This is a genomic window from Pseudomonadaceae bacterium SI-3, assembly GCA_004010935.1.
Lineage (GTDB): Bacteria > Pseudomonadota > Gammaproteobacteria > Pseudomonadales > Pseudomonadaceae > Stutzerimonas.
On record CP026511.1, the window covers coordinates 491,070 to 507,028 of the forward strand.

The 15,959-nt window shown below is 62.3% G+C and carries 17 protein-coding genes; 8 read left to right on the plus strand and 9 right to left on the minus strand.

The window, feature by feature from the left end; translation table 11 throughout:
* Positions 1–39 precede the first annotated feature (39 nt).
* Positions 40–1,680 (plus strand): GGDEF-domain containing protein, encoded by a 1,641-nt coding sequence (locus tag C1896_02330; GenBank protein AZZ43857.1) that lies wholly within the window; start codon positions 40–42, stop codon positions 1,678–1,680.
* A gap of 37 nt (positions 1,681–1,717) precedes the next feature.
* Here C1896_02330 and C1896_02335 read toward each other — a convergent pair whose 3' ends face one another.
* The 3 genes from C1896_02335 to C1896_02345 all read right to left on the minus strand — a co-directional run bounded on the left by C1896_02335 (position 1,718) and on the right by C1896_02345 (position 5,710).
* Entirely contained in the window at positions 1,718–3,688 is a 1,971-nt protein-coding gene (locus tag C1896_02335; protein AZZ43858.1) for a choline transporter, read from the minus strand.
* A 225-nt stretch (positions 3,689–3,913) separates the two neighbouring features.
* Positions 3,914–5,413, minus strand: coding sequence for an ATP-dependent protease (locus C1896_02340; GenBank protein ID AZZ43859.1), 1,500 nt, complete (start codon positions 5,411–5,413; stop codon positions 3,914–3,916).
* Between the two features lie 33 nt (positions 5,414–5,446).
* Positions 5,447–5,710 (minus strand): hypothetical protein, encoded by a 264-nt coding sequence (locus C1896_02345; GenBank protein ID AZZ47496.1) that lies wholly within the window; start codon positions 5,708–5,710, stop codon positions 5,447–5,449.
* Between the two features lie 395 nt (positions 5,711–6,105).
* Here C1896_02345 and C1896_02350 point away from each other — a divergent pair, with 395 nt between their 5' ends.
* The 5 genes from C1896_02350 (at position 6,106) to C1896_02370 (ending at position 10,151) form a co-directional block, all read left to right on the plus strand.
* Positions 6,106–6,444 (plus strand): nitrogen regulatory protein P-II 2, encoded by a 339-nt coding sequence (locus tag C1896_02350; GenBank protein ID AZZ43860.1) that lies wholly within the window; start codon positions 6,106–6,108, stop codon positions 6,442–6,444.
* A 124-nt stretch (positions 6,445–6,568) separates the two neighbouring features.
* Positions 6,569–7,885: an ammonium transporter gene (locus tag C1896_02355; GenBank protein AZZ43861.1), complete on the plus strand. Its 1,317-nt coding sequence runs from the start codon at positions 6,569–6,571 to the stop codon at positions 7,883–7,885.
* An 80-nt stretch (positions 7,886–7,965) separates the two neighbouring features.
* The gene (locus C1896_02360; protein ID AZZ43862.1) at positions 7,966–9,219 is read left to right on the plus strand and encodes an ammonium transporter; all 1,254 of its coding nucleotides are present in this window, start codon (positions 7,966–7,968) and stop codon (positions 9,217–9,219) included.
* A 97-nt stretch (positions 9,220–9,316) separates the two neighbouring features.
* Positions 9,317–9,742, plus strand: coding sequence for a hypothetical protein (locus C1896_02365; protein AZZ43863.1), 426 nt, complete (start codon positions 9,317–9,319; stop codon positions 9,740–9,742).
* Positions 9,743–9,815: 73 nt separating this feature from the next.
* Positions 9,816–10,151 (plus strand): hypothetical protein, encoded by a 336-nt coding sequence (locus C1896_02370; GenBank protein AZZ43864.1) that lies wholly within the window; start codon positions 9,816–9,818, stop codon positions 10,149–10,151.
* 109 nt (positions 10,152–10,260) lie between these two features.
* On the opposite strand, the gene C1896_02375 is transcribed toward C1896_02370, so the two are convergent.
* From C1896_02375 to C1896_02400, 6 genes are all read right to left on the minus strand, one after another.
* Positions 10,261–10,956, minus strand: a complete 696-nt coding sequence (locus C1896_02375) for an HAD family hydrolase (protein ID AZZ43865.1) — start codon at positions 10,954–10,956, stop codon at positions 10,261–10,263.
* Positions 10,953–11,852 carry a tyrosine recombinase XerC gene (gene xerC, locus C1896_02380; GenBank protein ID AZZ43866.1) on the minus strand — a complete coding sequence of 300 codons (900 nt, stop codon included), beginning with the start codon at positions 11,850–11,852 and terminating at the stop codon, positions 10,953–10,955. The genes C1896_02375 and xerC overlap by 4 nt, the downstream gene beginning before the upstream one ends.
* 73 nt (positions 11,853–11,925) lie before the next feature.
* On the minus strand, positions 11,926–12,621 hold the full coding sequence (locus tag C1896_02385) for a DUF484 domain-containing protein (protein ID AZZ43867.1): 696 nt from the start codon (positions 12,619–12,621) through the stop codon (positions 11,926–11,928).
* Positions 12,618–13,448, minus strand: coding sequence for a diaminopimelate epimerase (locus tag C1896_02390; protein AZZ47497.1), 831 nt, complete (start codon positions 13,446–13,448; stop codon positions 12,618–12,620). Before C1896_02390 ends, C1896_02385 begins: the two co-directional genes overlap by 4 nt.
* Before the next feature lie 10 nt (positions 13,449–13,458).
* A complete protein-coding gene (gene lysA / locus C1896_02395; GenBank protein AZZ43868.1) occupies positions 13,459–14,706 on the minus strand; it encodes a diaminopimelate decarboxylase in 1,248 nt (415 codons plus the stop codon).
* 10 nt (positions 14,707–14,716) lie between these two features.
* Positions 14,717–14,857, minus strand: a complete 141-nt coding sequence (locus C1896_02400) for a lipopeptide (GenBank protein AZZ43869.1) — start codon at positions 14,855–14,857, stop codon at positions 14,717–14,719.
* A 200-nt stretch (positions 14,858–15,057) separates the two neighbouring features.
* Here C1896_02400 and C1896_02405 point away from each other — a divergent pair, with 200 nt between their 5' ends.
* Positions 15,058–15,390, plus strand: coding sequence for an iron donor protein CyaY (locus C1896_02405; GenBank protein AZZ43870.1), 333 nt, complete (start codon positions 15,058–15,060; stop codon positions 15,388–15,390).
* A 150-nt stretch (positions 15,391–15,540) separates the two neighbouring features.
* Positions 15,541–15,948 (plus strand): nucleoside diphosphate kinase regulator, encoded by a 408-nt coding sequence (locus C1896_02410; GenBank protein AZZ43871.1) that lies wholly within the window; start codon positions 15,541–15,543, stop codon positions 15,946–15,948.
* Positions 15,949–15,959 lie beyond the last annotated feature (11 nt).

Consider the following 15,959-nt stretch of genomic DNA (forward strand, 5'->3'; position numbering starts at 1 on the left):
ACGAACCGGGGAAACACCGTGACATCTTCTATACAACCCATGCGTCTGGTTCTGCTGGCCGATGTGCCCACGTGGACCGAAGAGCTTCAGGTTGCCCTGTCGTCCGTGCGCGGCCGCCATCGGCTGAGCGTGGCTGAAGACTGGTCGGCCGCCATCGATCTGCTTGCCGAGTCCGGTCACGCCTTGTTGATTGCCACGCCGGGCTGTCGCCCCGCCTCGGCGCACTTCCCCTGGCCTACCGTTTTGTTGCTCGAAGACGAGCCCGCGGAGCTGCCGGAAGGCGTCATCGACTGGCTTCCCGGTCCCCGTTTGAGTACCGACATGCTGCGGCGTTGTGTGCGCTATGCCCGCGAACGGTGCAACTTGGAGGGCGCCCTGCAAAGGCTGGCCGTGCAGGACCCGCTGACTGGCATTGCCAATCGCCAAGGGTTTCAGGCATTGCTTGCATCGCGCCTGGCCGAGCACGAAGGAGAAGGACTGACGCTTGGGTGCCTGGATCTGGATAACTTTCGCCGGGTCAACGATGCGCTGGGGCATCAGGCTGGCGACCGTCTGATTCTGCAAGTCGTGGCGCGCCTGAAGGCACAGCTGGAAGTGGGTGACACCCTGGCCCGCCTGGGTGGCGACGAGTTTGCATTGTTGCTCGATACCGAGCGGCAGCCTGATCGCGCTGATCGGATCGCTGACCGAATTGTCGAGGCACTGGCCGAGCCCTACTGGATTGACGGCGACACCCTGATGCTCGGCTGCAGTCTTGGGCTGGCGAATGCGAAGGCCGATACGGACCCGGACCAACTGCTCTGGCTGGCGCAGGTGGCCATGCGCCAAGCCAAGGCGAGTCAAGGCTGTTCCTGGTATCTCTACAATGAGCGGGTCAACCGCAGCGCCAGTCACCTTGCTGATCTGGAAGGCGAGCTGCGTCGGGCGCTGCGGCGCGATGACCTTGAGCTGCACTATCAGCCGCGACTCTGCATCGACACCGGCCGCATCGTTGGTATGGAGGCGCTGGTGCGCTGGCCGCACGCCGAGCGTGGTCTTCTTGGGCCAGACGAATTTATCCCCATGGCCGAAGAAAGCGGCTTGATTGTGCCGCTCGGCTACTGGGTGATCGCGCGGGCGCTGCGCGACATGCAAAGCCTACGCGAAAGCGGTGCAGGCGAGCTGCATATGGCCGTCAACCTATCGTTCCGCCAGTTTCAGGACAGCCAGTTGCTGGCAACCCTGAAGCGGCTGATCGAGGAGCGCGGTGTGGATCCGCATTGGCTGGAGTTCGAACTCACTGAAACCGCAGTGATGCGCCGCAGCGATCAGGTTCGCGGCACCATGAACGCCCTGGCGGCGCTAGGTGTGCGCTTCTCGCTGGATGATTTCGGTACCGGTTTCTCCTCGTTCGTACACCTGAGTCGACTACCGATCAGTCTGCTCAAGATTGACAAGAGTTTTGTCGGTCAGATGGCGGCGCGCCCCCAGAATGGGCGACTGGTGCGCGCGATGATCAGCCTCGCGCATGACCTGGGTCTGGAGGTGGTAGCCGAAGGGGTGGAGGGCGCCGCTCAGCTCGGTCAGCTGCGTCGCTTCGGAGCCGATCAGGTTCAAGGCTATCTGATCAGCAAGCCGCTGCCGCTTGCGGAGCTCAGGCCCTTTCTCAATCGTGGCCGGACGGCCGAAGCCAGTTGCTGAAACGAAGCGCCGGGCTTAGAGCCCGGCGCGTTGTTGCTTAGCGAACCATGTGCAGGAAGTGCATGTGCTTCTCGTACTGGTCCAGGATGTCGCCGATCACGCCATCACGGCTCCAGCCCATCACGTCATAATTCTGCCCGCCTTCCCTGAGGTGAACCTCGGCGCGGAAGTAGGTCGCCTCGTCAGAATCGCCCTCTTCGGTGGCAACAAAACTCGGCATCGGATAGCCGCGCGGGCGGATCTGGTAGATGAAATCAGGCGCGCCCTCATGGGTGATCTGCAGCCCGGTGCGGTTGTCTTCACCGCCTGTAAGCTCCACGGCGTACCCCTGCTTGCGCAGTTCTTCCGCCACTTCAGCGCACGCGGGCGCCGCGATTGCAACGATGAAGCGCTCCACGTCGCGACGGCGTGGGTACTTGGTCAGGTTCTGCACTCGACGGCGCCAGCCACCTTCAGACTGCGGCGCTGTGGGCGTGGTGCTGACCGTCTGATAGCGCAAGCCTTGTTTGGTGGCATCCACGCGCAACGCCTTGAGCAAGCCCCACATGGCGCAGAGCAGCACGATGGTGAAGGGCAAGGCACTGGCAATGGTTGCGGTCTGCAGCGCGGTCAGGCCGTCCGCAAGCAGCAGGGCGATGGCGACCGCTCCCATGGAACCGGCCCAGAACACGCGCTGCCACACAGGTGTCTGGCCTTGACCGCCGGAGGCGAGCATGTCCACGACCAGCGCACCGGAGTCCGCCGAGGTGACGAAGAACACCACCACCATGATGATTGCGATCAGCGACAGCAGCGAGGCGAAGGGGAAATACTCGAGGAAGGCGAACAGTGCCAGTGAGCTGTCTCGCTCGATGGCTTCGCCCAGGCTGGTGACGTGTTCCCAGAGGATCATGTGGATCGCTGTATCGCCGAACACAGTCATCCACAGCAGGGTGAAGGCTGTCGGGACCAGCAGCACGCCGGTGACGAATTCGCGGATGGTGCGACCTCGCGAAATGCGCGCGATAAACAGCCCAACGAAGGGCGACCAGGCCAGCCACCAGCCCCAGTAGAACAGCGTCCAGCCGCCTATCCAGTCGTTCGGCTCGTAGGCGTAGAGGTTGAAGGTCGCGGTGACGATCTGTGAGAAGTAGTTACCGGTGTTCTGCACGAATGTCTGCAGGATGAACACGGTCGGCCCGGCAATCAGCACCAGCAACAGCAACAGGACGGCCAGCGTCAGGTTCAGTTCCGAGAGTCTCCGTACGCCCTTGTCTAGGCCAGTCACCACCGAGATAGTCGCCAGCACGGTGGTGCCCGCAATCAGTGCGATCTGCACCGGGACGGAAATGGGCACGCCATACAGGTGATTCAGTCCTGTGTTGATCTGCGTGACACCCAGCCCCAGCGAAGTGGCGACGCCGAGGACGGTGCCGATAATGGCGAAGATGTCTACCGCATGGCCGATCGGGCCGTAGATGCGTTCGCCAATCAGTGGGTACAGGGCGGAGCGCAGCGTCAGTGGCAAGCCCTGCCGATAGCTGAAGTAGGCCAGAATCATCGCGACGATCGCGTAGATGGCCCAGGCATGCAGGCCCCAGTGGAAGAAGGTGATCTTCATGGCCTCGCGCGCAGCAGCGACGGTGCCGCCTTCGCCAACCGGCGGCGAGAGGAAGTGCATGACCGGCTCGGCGACGCCAAAGAACATCAGGCCGATGCCCATGCCTGCCGAGAACAGCATCGAGAACCAGGTCAGATAGCTGTAGTCCGGCTCGCTGTGGTCAGGGCCCAGCTTGATCTCGCCATAGCGGCTGAGCGCCAGCAATACAACCATCAGCAGGATGATGGCGACTGCAAGAATGTAGAGCCAGCTGACATTGGCGATGATCCAGGCCTGGACATCGCTGAACATGCCTTGAGCATGTTCCGGAGTGGCGACGCTGTAGATCACTAGCAACAGGATGAGCACGGCAGAGCCGTAGAACACCGGGGGATTGAGGGTGGGAGAGGAAGACTTGTTGGCCTCCATGCTGCGCTCCTTGATAACCGATTGGGGAGTGGCCGCCTGTGGCGAAGAGGACGCAATCTAACATACTGGTCAGCTTTCGACCGGGCCCGCTCCGCGGCGATGGGGTTGGACCCTTGGTTGTGACCGCACCCAGCAGCACGTTGCAGCGTATTTTTCTCACTTTGTCGGGAGGCTGTTCGAGCCCTGCCGATGACCGTTGAGCCGGGCAGGAAGCTGTTTCGGGTTTCAGCCCGTCTGGTTGCCGGGTCGGTATTGCAATGCCTCGGCCAGGTGTGCGCGACCAATGGCGTCGGCCGGCTGAAGATCCGCCAGTGTGCGTGCGACCTTCAGGATCCGATGCGCAGCGCGTAGCGACAGTCCCAGGCGTTCGCAGGCGCGTTCGAGCCATTGCTGGTCCTCCGGTTGCAATGAGCAATGGTTGCGCAAACCGGCAAGATCGAGGAAAGCATTCGCGCAGCCCTGTCGCTTGAGTTGAATACGCCGCGCTTCGGCCACCTGCGCTGCGACCCGCTGCGTGGTTTCGTTGCCAGCCAGTGGTGCGTTCAGCGCAGTGGCTTCGCGAGCGACCGTCAGATGCAGGTCGATGCGGTCGAGCAGCGGCCCGGAGAGCTTGCCGCGGTAGCGTTGAATCTGGTCCGGCGAACAGCGGCAGCGACCGCTGGAGTCGCCCAGGTAGCCACAGGGGCAGGGGTTCATCGCCGCGACCAACTGGAAGCGTGCTGGAAAGCGCACCTTGTCGCGCGCGCGGGCAATGACGATACAGCCTGATTCCAGGGGCTCGCGAAGCACTTCCAGGACCTTGCGGTCGAATTCCGGCAGCTCATCGAGAAACAGTACACCTTGATGCGCCAAAGTGATTTCCCCCGGCCTTGGCCGACTGCCGCCGCCAACCAGAGCTGGCCCCGATGCACTGTGATGGGGCTGTCGAAAAGGGCGCTGTGGCCAGTGCGCCAAGGGAGACTGGCTGGCGACAGACTGAATTGCTGCGACTTCCAGCGCTTCCTGTTCTTCCAGAGGTGGAAGCAGGCCGGGTAGCCGGCTGGCAAGCAATGTCTTGCCGGTACCAGGCGGACCGGATAACAACAGGTTGTGGCCACCCGCTGCGGCCACCAGCAGCCCACGCTTGGCGGCAGCCTGGCCCTGTACATCTGCGAGATCAGGGTAGGGCAGCACCTGGCGCAACAGGCCTTGGGCTTGAAACGGTTCGATGGGAGTCACGCCGTTGAAGTGCGCAGCGACTTCCAGCAGGTGGTCGGCGGCGTAGACCACCAATCCCGACGCCAGGCTGGCCTCCTCGGCATTGGCTCGTGGCACCAGCAGGGCGCGTCCTGCCTGGCGGGCCGCGAGCGCGGCGGGCAACACGCCCTGTACCGGCCGCAGTGTGCCGGAAAGCGCCAGCTCGCCCAGGCATTCGAGCGTGTCCAGCCGGTCCGCAGGGATCTGGCCACTCGCCGCCAATATGCCCAGCGCGATGGCTAGATCAAAGCGGCCACCATCTTTAGGCAAATCGGCTGGGGCAAGATTGAGCGTGATTCGTCGGGCCGGGAAGTCGAAGCCGGACGTCAGGATCGCGCTGCGCACGCGGTCCTTGCTTTCCTTGACCGCCGTTTCCGGTAGGCCGACCAAGGCCAGCGAAGGCAGGCCATTGGCAAGGTGCGCCTCCACCGTGACGGTGGGCGCTTCCACGCCGACCTGGGCACGGCTGTGGACAATTGCGAGGGACATCCGATCACTCCTTTGATCGTGACGCCAGCCGGCCTATTCGGACGCGGGTGGCGCGAGTTTCTCTTCCAGCTCGGCGACCTTGGCTTCGAGGGCTTCAAGTCTCGCCCGGGTGCGTGCAAGCACGATCATCTGGCTGTCGAATTCTTCACGGCTGACCACATCGAGCTTGCTCAGCGCACCTTGCACGATGCCTTTGAGCTGGGCTTCGACTTCCGCGCGGGGGAGGGGGTTTTCACCGCTGAATAGCCGCGAGGCCTGGGCGCCGACGGCGTCGAGAAAAGCTTTGGGTGGGAACATGAGCATTACCTGTTTCTGAGCGACGCGCAGTGTAACACGGGCTATTCGACCGTCCTGCCGACACGCGTGCACGTTTGCGGGCATGCCGTTGCGGTGTCGTGCACCGGCATGGTGCGCTATCCGGGCGGGCGAGCCGTGATGTGGCCGCGCCCGCCCTTTGCGAAGCGCCTCACGCCGGGCATTGCAAAAAGCTGGCATCGATTCTGCTTAGCTCCTCATGACGCATGCACCAGCAGGTAGCGGTGCAAAGGCGATTCGGGACGTTTCGTCGGATCGGTTGATGGTGTCGGATGGTCGCTCGGCAACGCCGGCGCGTTACAAGAGCCAGACACTGCGCTTAGACTTGAGCCGGGTTCGTACTTCTGGGGCAAGTCCACCTAAACGGGAGAAGTTTCATGAAACTAGTCACTGCCATCATCAAGCCGTTCAAGCTGGACGACGTACGCGAGTCGCTGTCCGAGATTGGCGTCCAGGGCATCACGGTCACCGAGGTCAAGGGCTTCGGTCGTCAGAAAGGCCATACCGAGCTCTATCGCGGGGCTGAATACGTAGTCGATTTTCTGCCGAAGGTGAAGATCGACGTAGCAATCGCCGATGACCAACTCGATCGCGTGATCGAGGCGATCACCAAGGCGGCCAACACCGGAAAAATCGGCGACGGCAAGATCTTCGTCGTGAATCTGGAACAGGCCATTCGCATCCGCACAGGCGAAACCGATACCGACGCAATCTGACGGCCCGACGCGTAGCGCGCGTTTGAGCGGGCGGCAACGCCCGACACGTCGCCACGCACCGTCCGAGCATTTGCGATTGCCTGCCTAGCAGGCCTACGAACCCCCACGCCCCAGGAGTAAAACCATGACTCTGCGAAAATTCGCAGGGCTAGGAGCCCTTTTGTCTCTGATAAGCCCAGGCATCGCCATGGCGCAGGAGGCAACGCTTGATTCCGGCGATACGGCATGGATGCTTACGGCCACCGCGCTGGTGCTGTTCATGACGATTCCGGGCTTGGCGCTGTTCTACGGCGGCATGGTCCGCTCTAAGAACATCTTGTCGGTGATGATGCAGTGCTTCGCCATCACCGGCCTGATGAGCATCCTCTGGATGGTCTACGGCTACAGCCTGGCTTTCGATACGACCGGCATGGAAGCGGGTGTTACCAACCTCAACTCCTTCGTTGGAGGCCTGGGTCGCGCCTTCCTCAGCGGCCTGACGCCTGACAGCCTCACCGGTACCGTGCCGGAGAGTGTGTTCATCACCTTTCAGATGACCTTCGCCATCATCACCCCGGCGCTGATCGTCGGTGCGTTCGCCGAGCGCATGAAGTTCTCCGCAATGCTGGTGTTCATGGGCGTCTGGTTCACGCTGGTCTACGCACCGATCGCGCACATGGTCTGGGGCGGCGATGGCGGCCTGATGTGGGACTGGGGTGTGCTTGATTTTGCGGGCGGCACCGTGGTGCACATCAATGCCGGTATTGCTGGCCTGGTGGCGTGCATCGTGCTCGGTAAGCGCAAAGGCTTCCCGACCACGCCGATGGCGCCGCACAACCTCGGCCTCACCCTGGTCGGCGCGGCGATGCTCTGGATCGGCTGGTTCGGTTTCAACGCCGGCTCCTCGCTGGCTGCTAACGGCACAGCCGGAATGGCCATGTTAGTGACCCAGATCGCAACCGCTGCGGCTGCGCTGAGCTGGATGTTCGCCGAGTGGCTCACTCACGGCAAACCCAGCGCCCTGGGCATCGCTTCGGGTGTCGTGGCCGGTCTGGTCGCCATCACACCAGCCGCCGGTACGGTCGGCCCGATGGGCGCGCTGATTATCGGTCTGGCCTCCGGCGTCATCTGCTTCTTCTGTGCAACCAGCCTGAAACGCAAGCTCGGTTACGACGACTCTTTGGACGCTTTTGGCGTGCACGGAGTCGGCGGCATCGTGGGTGCGTTGCTGACTGGCGTGTTCGCGGCCCCGGCACTGGGCGGCTTTGGTGAGGTGGAAAACATCGCACTGCAGCTGTGGATCCAGTTCAAGGGCGTGCTCTTCACCGTCGTCTACACCGCCATCGTCACCTTCGTGATCCTCAAGGTGATCGATGTGGTGATGGGGCTGCGGGTCACCGAAGAAGAAGAAACCATCGGCCTGGATCTCAGCCTGCACAACGAGCGCGGCTACAACCTGTAAGCACACGGAGTGCGCCCGGAGCCAACCCGGGCGCCTTAACCGAACAGCGCTGCGAGGCGCTCGGCAAAAGGTGATAAAAAATGGATAGCACAGCTTTGATACCCGTCCAGTACGGACTCGACACCTTCTACTTCCTCATCTGCGGTGCGCTGGTGATGTGGATGGCGGCCGGTTTCTCCATGCTCGAAGCCGGTCTGGTTCGGGCGAAGAACACCGCCGAGATCCTGACCAAAAATATCGTGCTCTACGCCGTGGCGTCGATCATGTACCTGCTGATCGGTTACTACATCATGTACTCCAGTCCGGACGGCGGCATCCTGCCGAGCCTGGGCTTTCTGATCGGTGACGAGAACGCGGTGGACGTGGTCGCCGCAGGTGGTGAAGACGCACCGTATTACTCGACCCGTGCCGACTTCTTCTTCCAAGTGGTATTCGCCGCCACCTGCATGTCGGTGGTCTCCGGCGCGGTGGCCGAGCGGATGAAGCTATGGGCGTTCATCGCCTTCGCGGTGGTAATGACGGGTGTGATCTACCCAGTGCAGGGTTTTTGGAAATGGGGTGGCGGCTTCCTCGATGCTGCCGGTTTCCTGGACTTCGCCGGCTCTGGTCTGGTGCACATGGCTGGTGCTTCGGCGGCCCTGGCAGGCGTGCTGCTGCTCGGCCCGCGTAAGGGCAAGTACGGTCCGAACGGTCAGATCAATGCGATCCCTGGCGCCAACCTGCCGCTGGCGACTTTGGGTGCGTTCATCCTGTGGATGGGCTGGTTCGGCTTCAACGGCGGTTCGCAGCTGAAGATGAGCACCATCGAAGACGCGAACGCGGTGGCTCAGGTGTTCACCAACACCAACATGGCGGCCGCTGGTGGCCTGGTCGCGGCATTGATTACCGCCCGTCTGCTGTTCGGCAAGTCCGACCTGACCATGGTCCTCAACGGTGCACTGGCCGGCCTGGTTGCCATTACCGCTGAACCCTTAACCCCGAGCGCGCTGCAGTCCGTATTGATCGGCGGTGTGGGCGGCGTACTGGTCGTGTTCAGCATCCTCGGCCTGGACAAACTCAAGCTTGACGATCCGGTCGGCGCCATTTCGGTGCATGGCGTTGTGGGTATGTGGGGGCTGCTAGCGGTGCCGCTGACCAATGCGGACGCGACATTCGGTGCGCAATTGCTAGGCCTGGTATCGATCTTTGCCTGGGTGTTCATTGCCAGCCTGATCGTGTGGGGCATCCTCAAAGCGGTCATGGGGCTGCGTGTGAGCGAAGAGGAAGAGTACGAGGGCGTCGACGTTGTCGAGTGCGGACTCGAGGCCTACCCCGAGTTCACCAACAAGCGTTGATTTCTCCGCTGTCGACAAGGGCGCCTCAGGGCGCCCTTTGTTTTTTCTGGCGCCGCGCTAGAATGCGCGCGTTCAGGAGCCGAAGGGGTCTTTGAGAATGTGGCGACAGACACTCATCACGCTGCGCCCGAGGTCGCGAGGCTTCCATCTGATAACCGACGAGCTGCTTGTACAACTGCCGGAACTGCAACAATGCGAGACCGGTCTGTTACACCTGTGGCTGCGTCATACCTCGGCTTCATTAACGGTTAACGAGAATGCCGACGGCGCAGTCCGGCGCGATTTCGAACGGTTTTTCAACCGTCTGGTACCGCAGGGCCAAGCTGGCTACGAACACGATTACGAAGGACCGGACGATCTACCGGCGCATTTCAAGGCGAGCCTGCTGGGTTGCCAGGTAAGTTTGCCCGTCAGCGAGGGGCGGCTGGCATTGGGGACCTGGCAGGGTATCTACATGGGTGAGCACCGGGATCAAGGTGGCGCCAGGCAGGTTCTGGCCACGTTGCACGGGATGGCAAGTTGATTTTTTTTGGCGATGGCGAACAAAGCACATCGCTGGGCTATAACTTCCGCTTTGGCAAGGTACGAGGTTGAACATGAGCGACGAAGAATTAGAACAAGACGATCTGGACACGAACGACGAGGACGAAGGCGAGGAGCTGCCTGCTGCCGATGACGGCGAAGCAGATAACAGCGCCGACGACGAAAGCACCGACAGCGACCGTGCAGCGCCGACCAGTAAAAAGAAGGCCAAGGCGGTTGTGGTAGAAGAGCTGCCGAGCCTGGAAGCCAAGCAGAAGGAACGTGACGAGTTGGCTCGGGCAATGGAAGAGTTTCTGGCACGCGGGGGACGCGTACAGGAAGTCGAACCCAACGTGGTCGCCGATCCGCCCAAGAAGCCCGACAGCAAATACGGCAGTCGTCCTATCTAGGGTCGGAAGACTCGGGATTGGACGACGCGGCACCGGAAGGCGTGATTGCAACAAAGCCCAGCACCTGTGTTGGGCTTTGTCGTATCTGGGCTGCGGGGTCGTCGGCCGGTTATCGCCACCTTGCGAGCAGGGCGGGGAGCTCTGCCAGGCTGCGAACCTCGGCGTCGGGCTGGCCCTCTTGCTGCCACGCTTTGCTGCCTGGATTGAACCAGATGGCACGCATGCCGGCGCGCTGCGCACCACCGATATCGTCGTCAGGGTGATCGCCAATGTGCACCGCGTGCTCGGCAGCTACGCCCGCTCGCCCGAGCGCTTCCTGAAACGGCCGTGGGTCCGGCTTGCCGATCCCCAGGTCTTCTGCACACAAGGTGAACTGGAAATAGTCGGCCAACCCCAGGCGTCGGACGTCCGCGTTGCCGTTGGTCAGCACGCCGAGCATGTAGTGATTGGCCAGATGCTCCAGGGTTGGGTGAACGTCAGGAAACAGGTCGATGGCGTGCCGCGCTTCGAGGAAGACTTCGAATGCCTGACTGGCAAGATCTCGGGCCTCGCCCTCCGGGTAGCCGGCGTCATGCAAGGCGTGGAAAAGGATGCGTCGACGCAGCTCGCTAATGCGGTGTTTCAGGCCGGGTTCGGATTCAACCAACATGCGGCGGATTGCAGCGAGCGACTCCACCGGAAACCCGCCCAGTCGAGGCGCATGCTGCCCGAGCCAGTCGCGGAGGCTGTTTTCTGCACTGTGAATGACTGGGCCGACATCCCACAGCGTGTCGTCGAGGTCGAAGGTAATCAGGCGAATGCTCATTGGTCGCTGCCTTGCTTGCGTTTGGCGCGTGGGTGCGCCTGGTCATAGACCTTGGCCAGGTGCTGGAAGTCCAGGTGGGTGTAGATCTGGGTGGTACCGATGTCGGCATGGCCGAGCAGCTCCTGCACCGAGCGCAGATCCTGGGAGGACTCCAGCATGTGACTGGCAAAGCTGTGCCTGAGCATGTGCGGGTGCAAGTGCTGACCCAGTTCACGCACGCCTGCCTGGCGCACCCGTAGCTGCACCGCTCGTGGACCCAGCCGGCGACCCTGCTGGCTGACGAACACGGCGCCATCCGGCGGATTGCTCAGCGCACGCACTGGCAGCCACGCTTCGAGGGCTTCGCGCGCTTTGCGGCCCATGGGCAGCACCCGTGCCTTGTTGCCCTTGCCTTGGACCTGAACCAGTCCCGCGGGCAGGTCCAGCTGGTCGAGGTTCAGCCCGACCAGCTCGGCCAGGCGCAACCCTGATGAATAGAACAGCTCCAGCATCGCCTGATCACGATGACCGATGAAATCGTCTTCAACGCCGCCATCGAGCAACTGCATGGCTCGGTCGGTATCTAGCAAGCGCGGCAGGCGCCGTTCGCCCTTGGGTGCGGAAATGCCGGCAGCCGGATCATGGGCGCAGCGGCCCTCCTGGTTGAGATACCGATACAGCCCGCGTAGCGAGGACAACAGCCGAGCGAGGCTGCGTCCGGACTGGCCGTGGCGATGCTGCTCGGCAATAAGCTGACGCACGTGCGGGCTTTTGAGTTGCCCCCATTCGGCCAGCCGCTGCTTTTCGCAGAAGGTGAGCACCTTGACCAGGTCGCGACGATAGCCGTCGAGGGTATGCGGCGATACCTGTCGCTCGGTGCGCAGGTGTTCGAAGTAGGCGTCTAGGTCGGTTTGCATGAGCGGCTTCCTGGGAGTGCCGGCTCGCCTAAGGCTGGGCCTGGCACTCAGCCGTAGCGGGTGGTCTGTGTTCTCAACGCACCGAGCGCAGTGGCGTGGAATAGGAGGGCAGTACGCGCGTCAGCACTTCGGCGATGTAACCGAGGAACAGGGTGCCCAGTGAACTCTTATAGTGCTGCGGGTCCACGCTCCCAATCGCCAGGATGCCCTGCTGCTGGTTCAGGGCGACCACCGCAGCCGAGCCGATGCTGCGACTTTCTTCTTCTCCAAAGAGAAAGGCGAGTTCGTGCGGGCGAAGCACACCACAGACTGTCTTGCCGCTGCCAAGCAATCCACTGATGGCTTGCTGGGCTTCGGCGCTGGTAACGCTGCGGCCGACTGGCAGCGGCGTTTCACTGAACAGGATCAGGCTCACGAAGGGCACCTGGAACTCGTGCCGCAGGCTTTCATCCACCGCGCCGATAACTTCTTCCAGGCTGTTGGCATCCAGCAGATCGAGCACCAGCCGACGCGTCTTGTCGAACAGCCGATCATTGTCACGGGCCACGTCCATCAGATGCGACAAGCGATGGCGCATTTCAATGTTGCGCTCGCGCAGCAGCTTAACTTGCCGCTCGACCAGCGACACCGCGCCGCCAGGTAGGTGAGGGATGCGCAGTTCGGGAATCAACTCGTCGTGATCGACAAAGAATTCCGGATGGGCTCGCAGATAGGCCGCGACGGCTTCTGCGTCGGGCAGCTGTGGCTTGTCCTGGTTTTGCTCGGTCATAGGCGAACCTGTCCTTCGAATACGCGAACAGCGGGGCCGGTCATCATAACGGGGTGTCCAGCGCCTGCCCATTCAATGGACAGACGGCCACCTGGCAGATCGAGCTGCACCGGAGAATCCATCCAGCCTTGTTGGATGGCAGCGACTGCCGCAGCGCAGGCGCCGGTCCCGCAGGCCTGGGTTTCGCCTGCGCCACGCTCCCAAACACGCAGCTTGGCGTGCTGACGATCGACCACCTGAATGAAACCGGCATTGACCCGCTGAGGAAAGCGCGAATGGTGCTCGATCTTCGGCCCGAGCTGGTGCACCGGAGCGTTATCGACATCCTCCACGCGCAGCACTGCATGGGGGTTGCCCATGGATACGGCCGCGATGTCCAGCTGCTGATCATCGACCTGAAGCGGATAACTCAAGGCTTGTTGATCGGCCTGGAAGGGGATCTCAGTCGGAATCAGGCGAGGCGGGCCCATGTCGACGCTGATCTGCCCGTCGGGCCGCACGATCAGCTCGATAATGCCGCCCTTGGTCTCGACGCGGATTTGCCTTTTCATGGTCAGGCGCTTGTCCAGCACGAAGCGGGCAAAGCAGCGCGCGCCGTTACCGCATTGCTCCACTTCCGATCCGTCGGAGTTGAAGATGCGATAGCGGAAATCCACATCGGGGTTGTGCGGCGGCTCGACCAGCAGCAGCTGATCGAAGCCCACGCCGGTATACCGGTCGCCCCATTGCTTGGCGTGCTTGGGTTGGATGTGCGCGTGCTGGCTGATCAGGTCGATGACCATGAAATCGTTGCCCAGGCCGTGCATCTTGGTAAAACGCAAAAGCATCGTCGTGGCCTCAGGCAGGCAGCAGGCTTTCGCCGGCATAAAGCTCCTGCACGCTTTCGCGGCGGCGCACTTCGTAGGCTTCGTCGCCGTCAACCAGCACCTCGGCTGCGCGGCCGCGGGTGTTGTAGTTCGAGCTCATGACGAAACCATAGGCACCGGCCGAACGGACCGCCAACAGGTCACCTTCAGCCAGCACCAGCGGGCGCTCCTTGGCGAGAAAGTCTCCGGTTTCGCAGATCGGGCCGACGATGTCGTAGTGACGCGCCTCGCCCTCGCGCGGCTGCACCGGTACGACATCCATCCAGGCTTGGTACAACGCCGGGCGGATCAGGTCGTTCATCGCCGCATCGACGATGGCGAAATCCTTGTGCTCGGTGTGCTTGAGGTATTCAACACGGGTCAGCAACAGGCCGGCGTTGGCGACGATCGAGCGGCCGGGTTCGAACACCAGCGCCAAGTCGCGTCCGTCGATGCGCTTGCGCACGGCCTGGATGTAGTCGCCGGCCAGCGGGGGCTGCTCCTCGCGATAGCGAACGCCCAGCCCGCCGCCCAGATCCAGATGTTTGATTCGGATGCCACGCACGGCGAGGCGGTCGATTAGGGCCAGTAGCCGGTCGAGCGCATCGAGGAACGGTGGCAGCGTGGTGAGCTGCGAGCCGATGTGACAATCGACGCCAACAACCTCCAGATTGCTCAACTCGTGAGCGCGGGCATAGACCTCCTCGGCGTCGGCAATGGCGATGCCGAACTTGTTTTCCTTGAGGCCCGTTGAGATGTACGGGTGGGTCCCAGCATCGACGTCCGGATTGACCCGTAGCGAGACCGGTGCCACTGCGCCCAGCTCGGCGGCAACCTGCTGCAGGCGCTCAAGCTCGTCGGTGGACTCGACGTTGAAGCAGTGCACACCGACTTCAAGCGCGCGGCGCATGTCGTCGCGGGTCTTGCCTACGCCCGAGAACACGATGCGGTCAGGCTGACCACCGGCCGCCAGTACGCGCTCCAGTTCGCCACGCGAAACGATGTCGAAGCCGGCACCCAGGCGGGCCAGTACGTTGAGCACGCCAAGGTTGGAGTTTGCTTTGACCGCAAAACAGACCAGATGCGGCATGCCTTGCAGCGCGTCGGCATAGGCGCGGTACTGCGCCTCGATGTGAGCCCGAGAATAGACGTAGGTGGGGGTGCCGAAGCGTTGCGCGAGAGCGGGCAACGCCACGCCCTCCGCGAAGAGCTGACCGTCGCGGTACGAGAAGGCCTCCATGAATGCCTCCTTACAGTTCGAATCGGTCTTTGGAACGTTCTTTGGCAGTTGCCTCGTCGTCCGGAAGGTAGAGCGGGCCTTTCTGGCCGCAGCCGGTTAGCGCGGAAGCGAGAACCGCCAGTGCGATGAGTGGAAGCAGCAGACGCTTCATTGGGGTGCAATCCTAGAAAAATCGATGGGCCGGAGTATACCCAGCACCCGTCGGATTGCCTATGTGGCCGCGCTCGCCGGTCCCACCTTGGACCTCTGCCCGGACAGCCGCTCGCTAGACGCGGCGGTGGCCTGCTAAGCTCGCCAGCATCGTCGGCGGCCCCGTTGCCGCCATGCAACCCGTACCGAGGAAATCGATTCATGAGCCTGAGCGAAGCCCGCTTTCACGATCTTGTTGACGCTGCGCAGGAGGAAATCGAGGACGTGTTCGATCACAGCGGAATGGACGTCGACCTGGAGAATTCCGGTGGCGTGCTGACCGTGCGTTTCGAGAACGGCACCCAGTTGATTTTCAGCCGTCAGCCCCCGCTGCGCCAGTTGTGGGTGGCGGCGCGTTCCGGTGGTTTTCATTTCGACTATGACGAGTCGACCTCGCTGTGGATCTGCGATGCCAACGATGAACGTCTCGGTGAGCTTTTGTCCCGGGTGACTCAGGAGCAGGGCGGCGAGGCGCTGGAATTCGAAGACCTGTAAGGGTGGCGGGCGGCAGGCCCAAGCCATGATTCCGGCACCCTTGCTTATTTAATGGGCTGTGATAGGGTCGGTTGCAGGTTAAATAACCCCGCCTTCGGGCGGGGTTTTGTTTTTTTGTCTGTTTAATTTTCTAGGAGCTTACCCGCACCCATGACCAGCGCACCGCCCATCATCATCACTCAACCCGATCTCCAGCGGCTCGAGCGTTTGCTTGACGGCCTGGCTGACTACGGTCCGGCCGCCGAGGCACTCGAGGAAGAGTTGTCCCGCGCCCAGGTGGTCGAGCGCAGCGAGCTGCCCGCTGGCGTGGTGTCTATGAATTCCCGCGTCCATTGTCGCGAGGAGGGTGTCGGCAAGGACTACCATCTGACATTGGTGTTTCCTCAGGATGCCGGCAAGGAAGGTACTGTCTCGGTCCTGGCACCGGTAGGCACAGCGCTGTTAGGCATGACGGTGGGGCAGCACATCGATTGGCCGACGCCCAGCGGCAAGGTACTCAAGCTGACCCTGCTGGCTGTCGAATATCAGCCGGAAGCGGCGGGCGACGTCACTCTCTGAGGGCGTCGTGA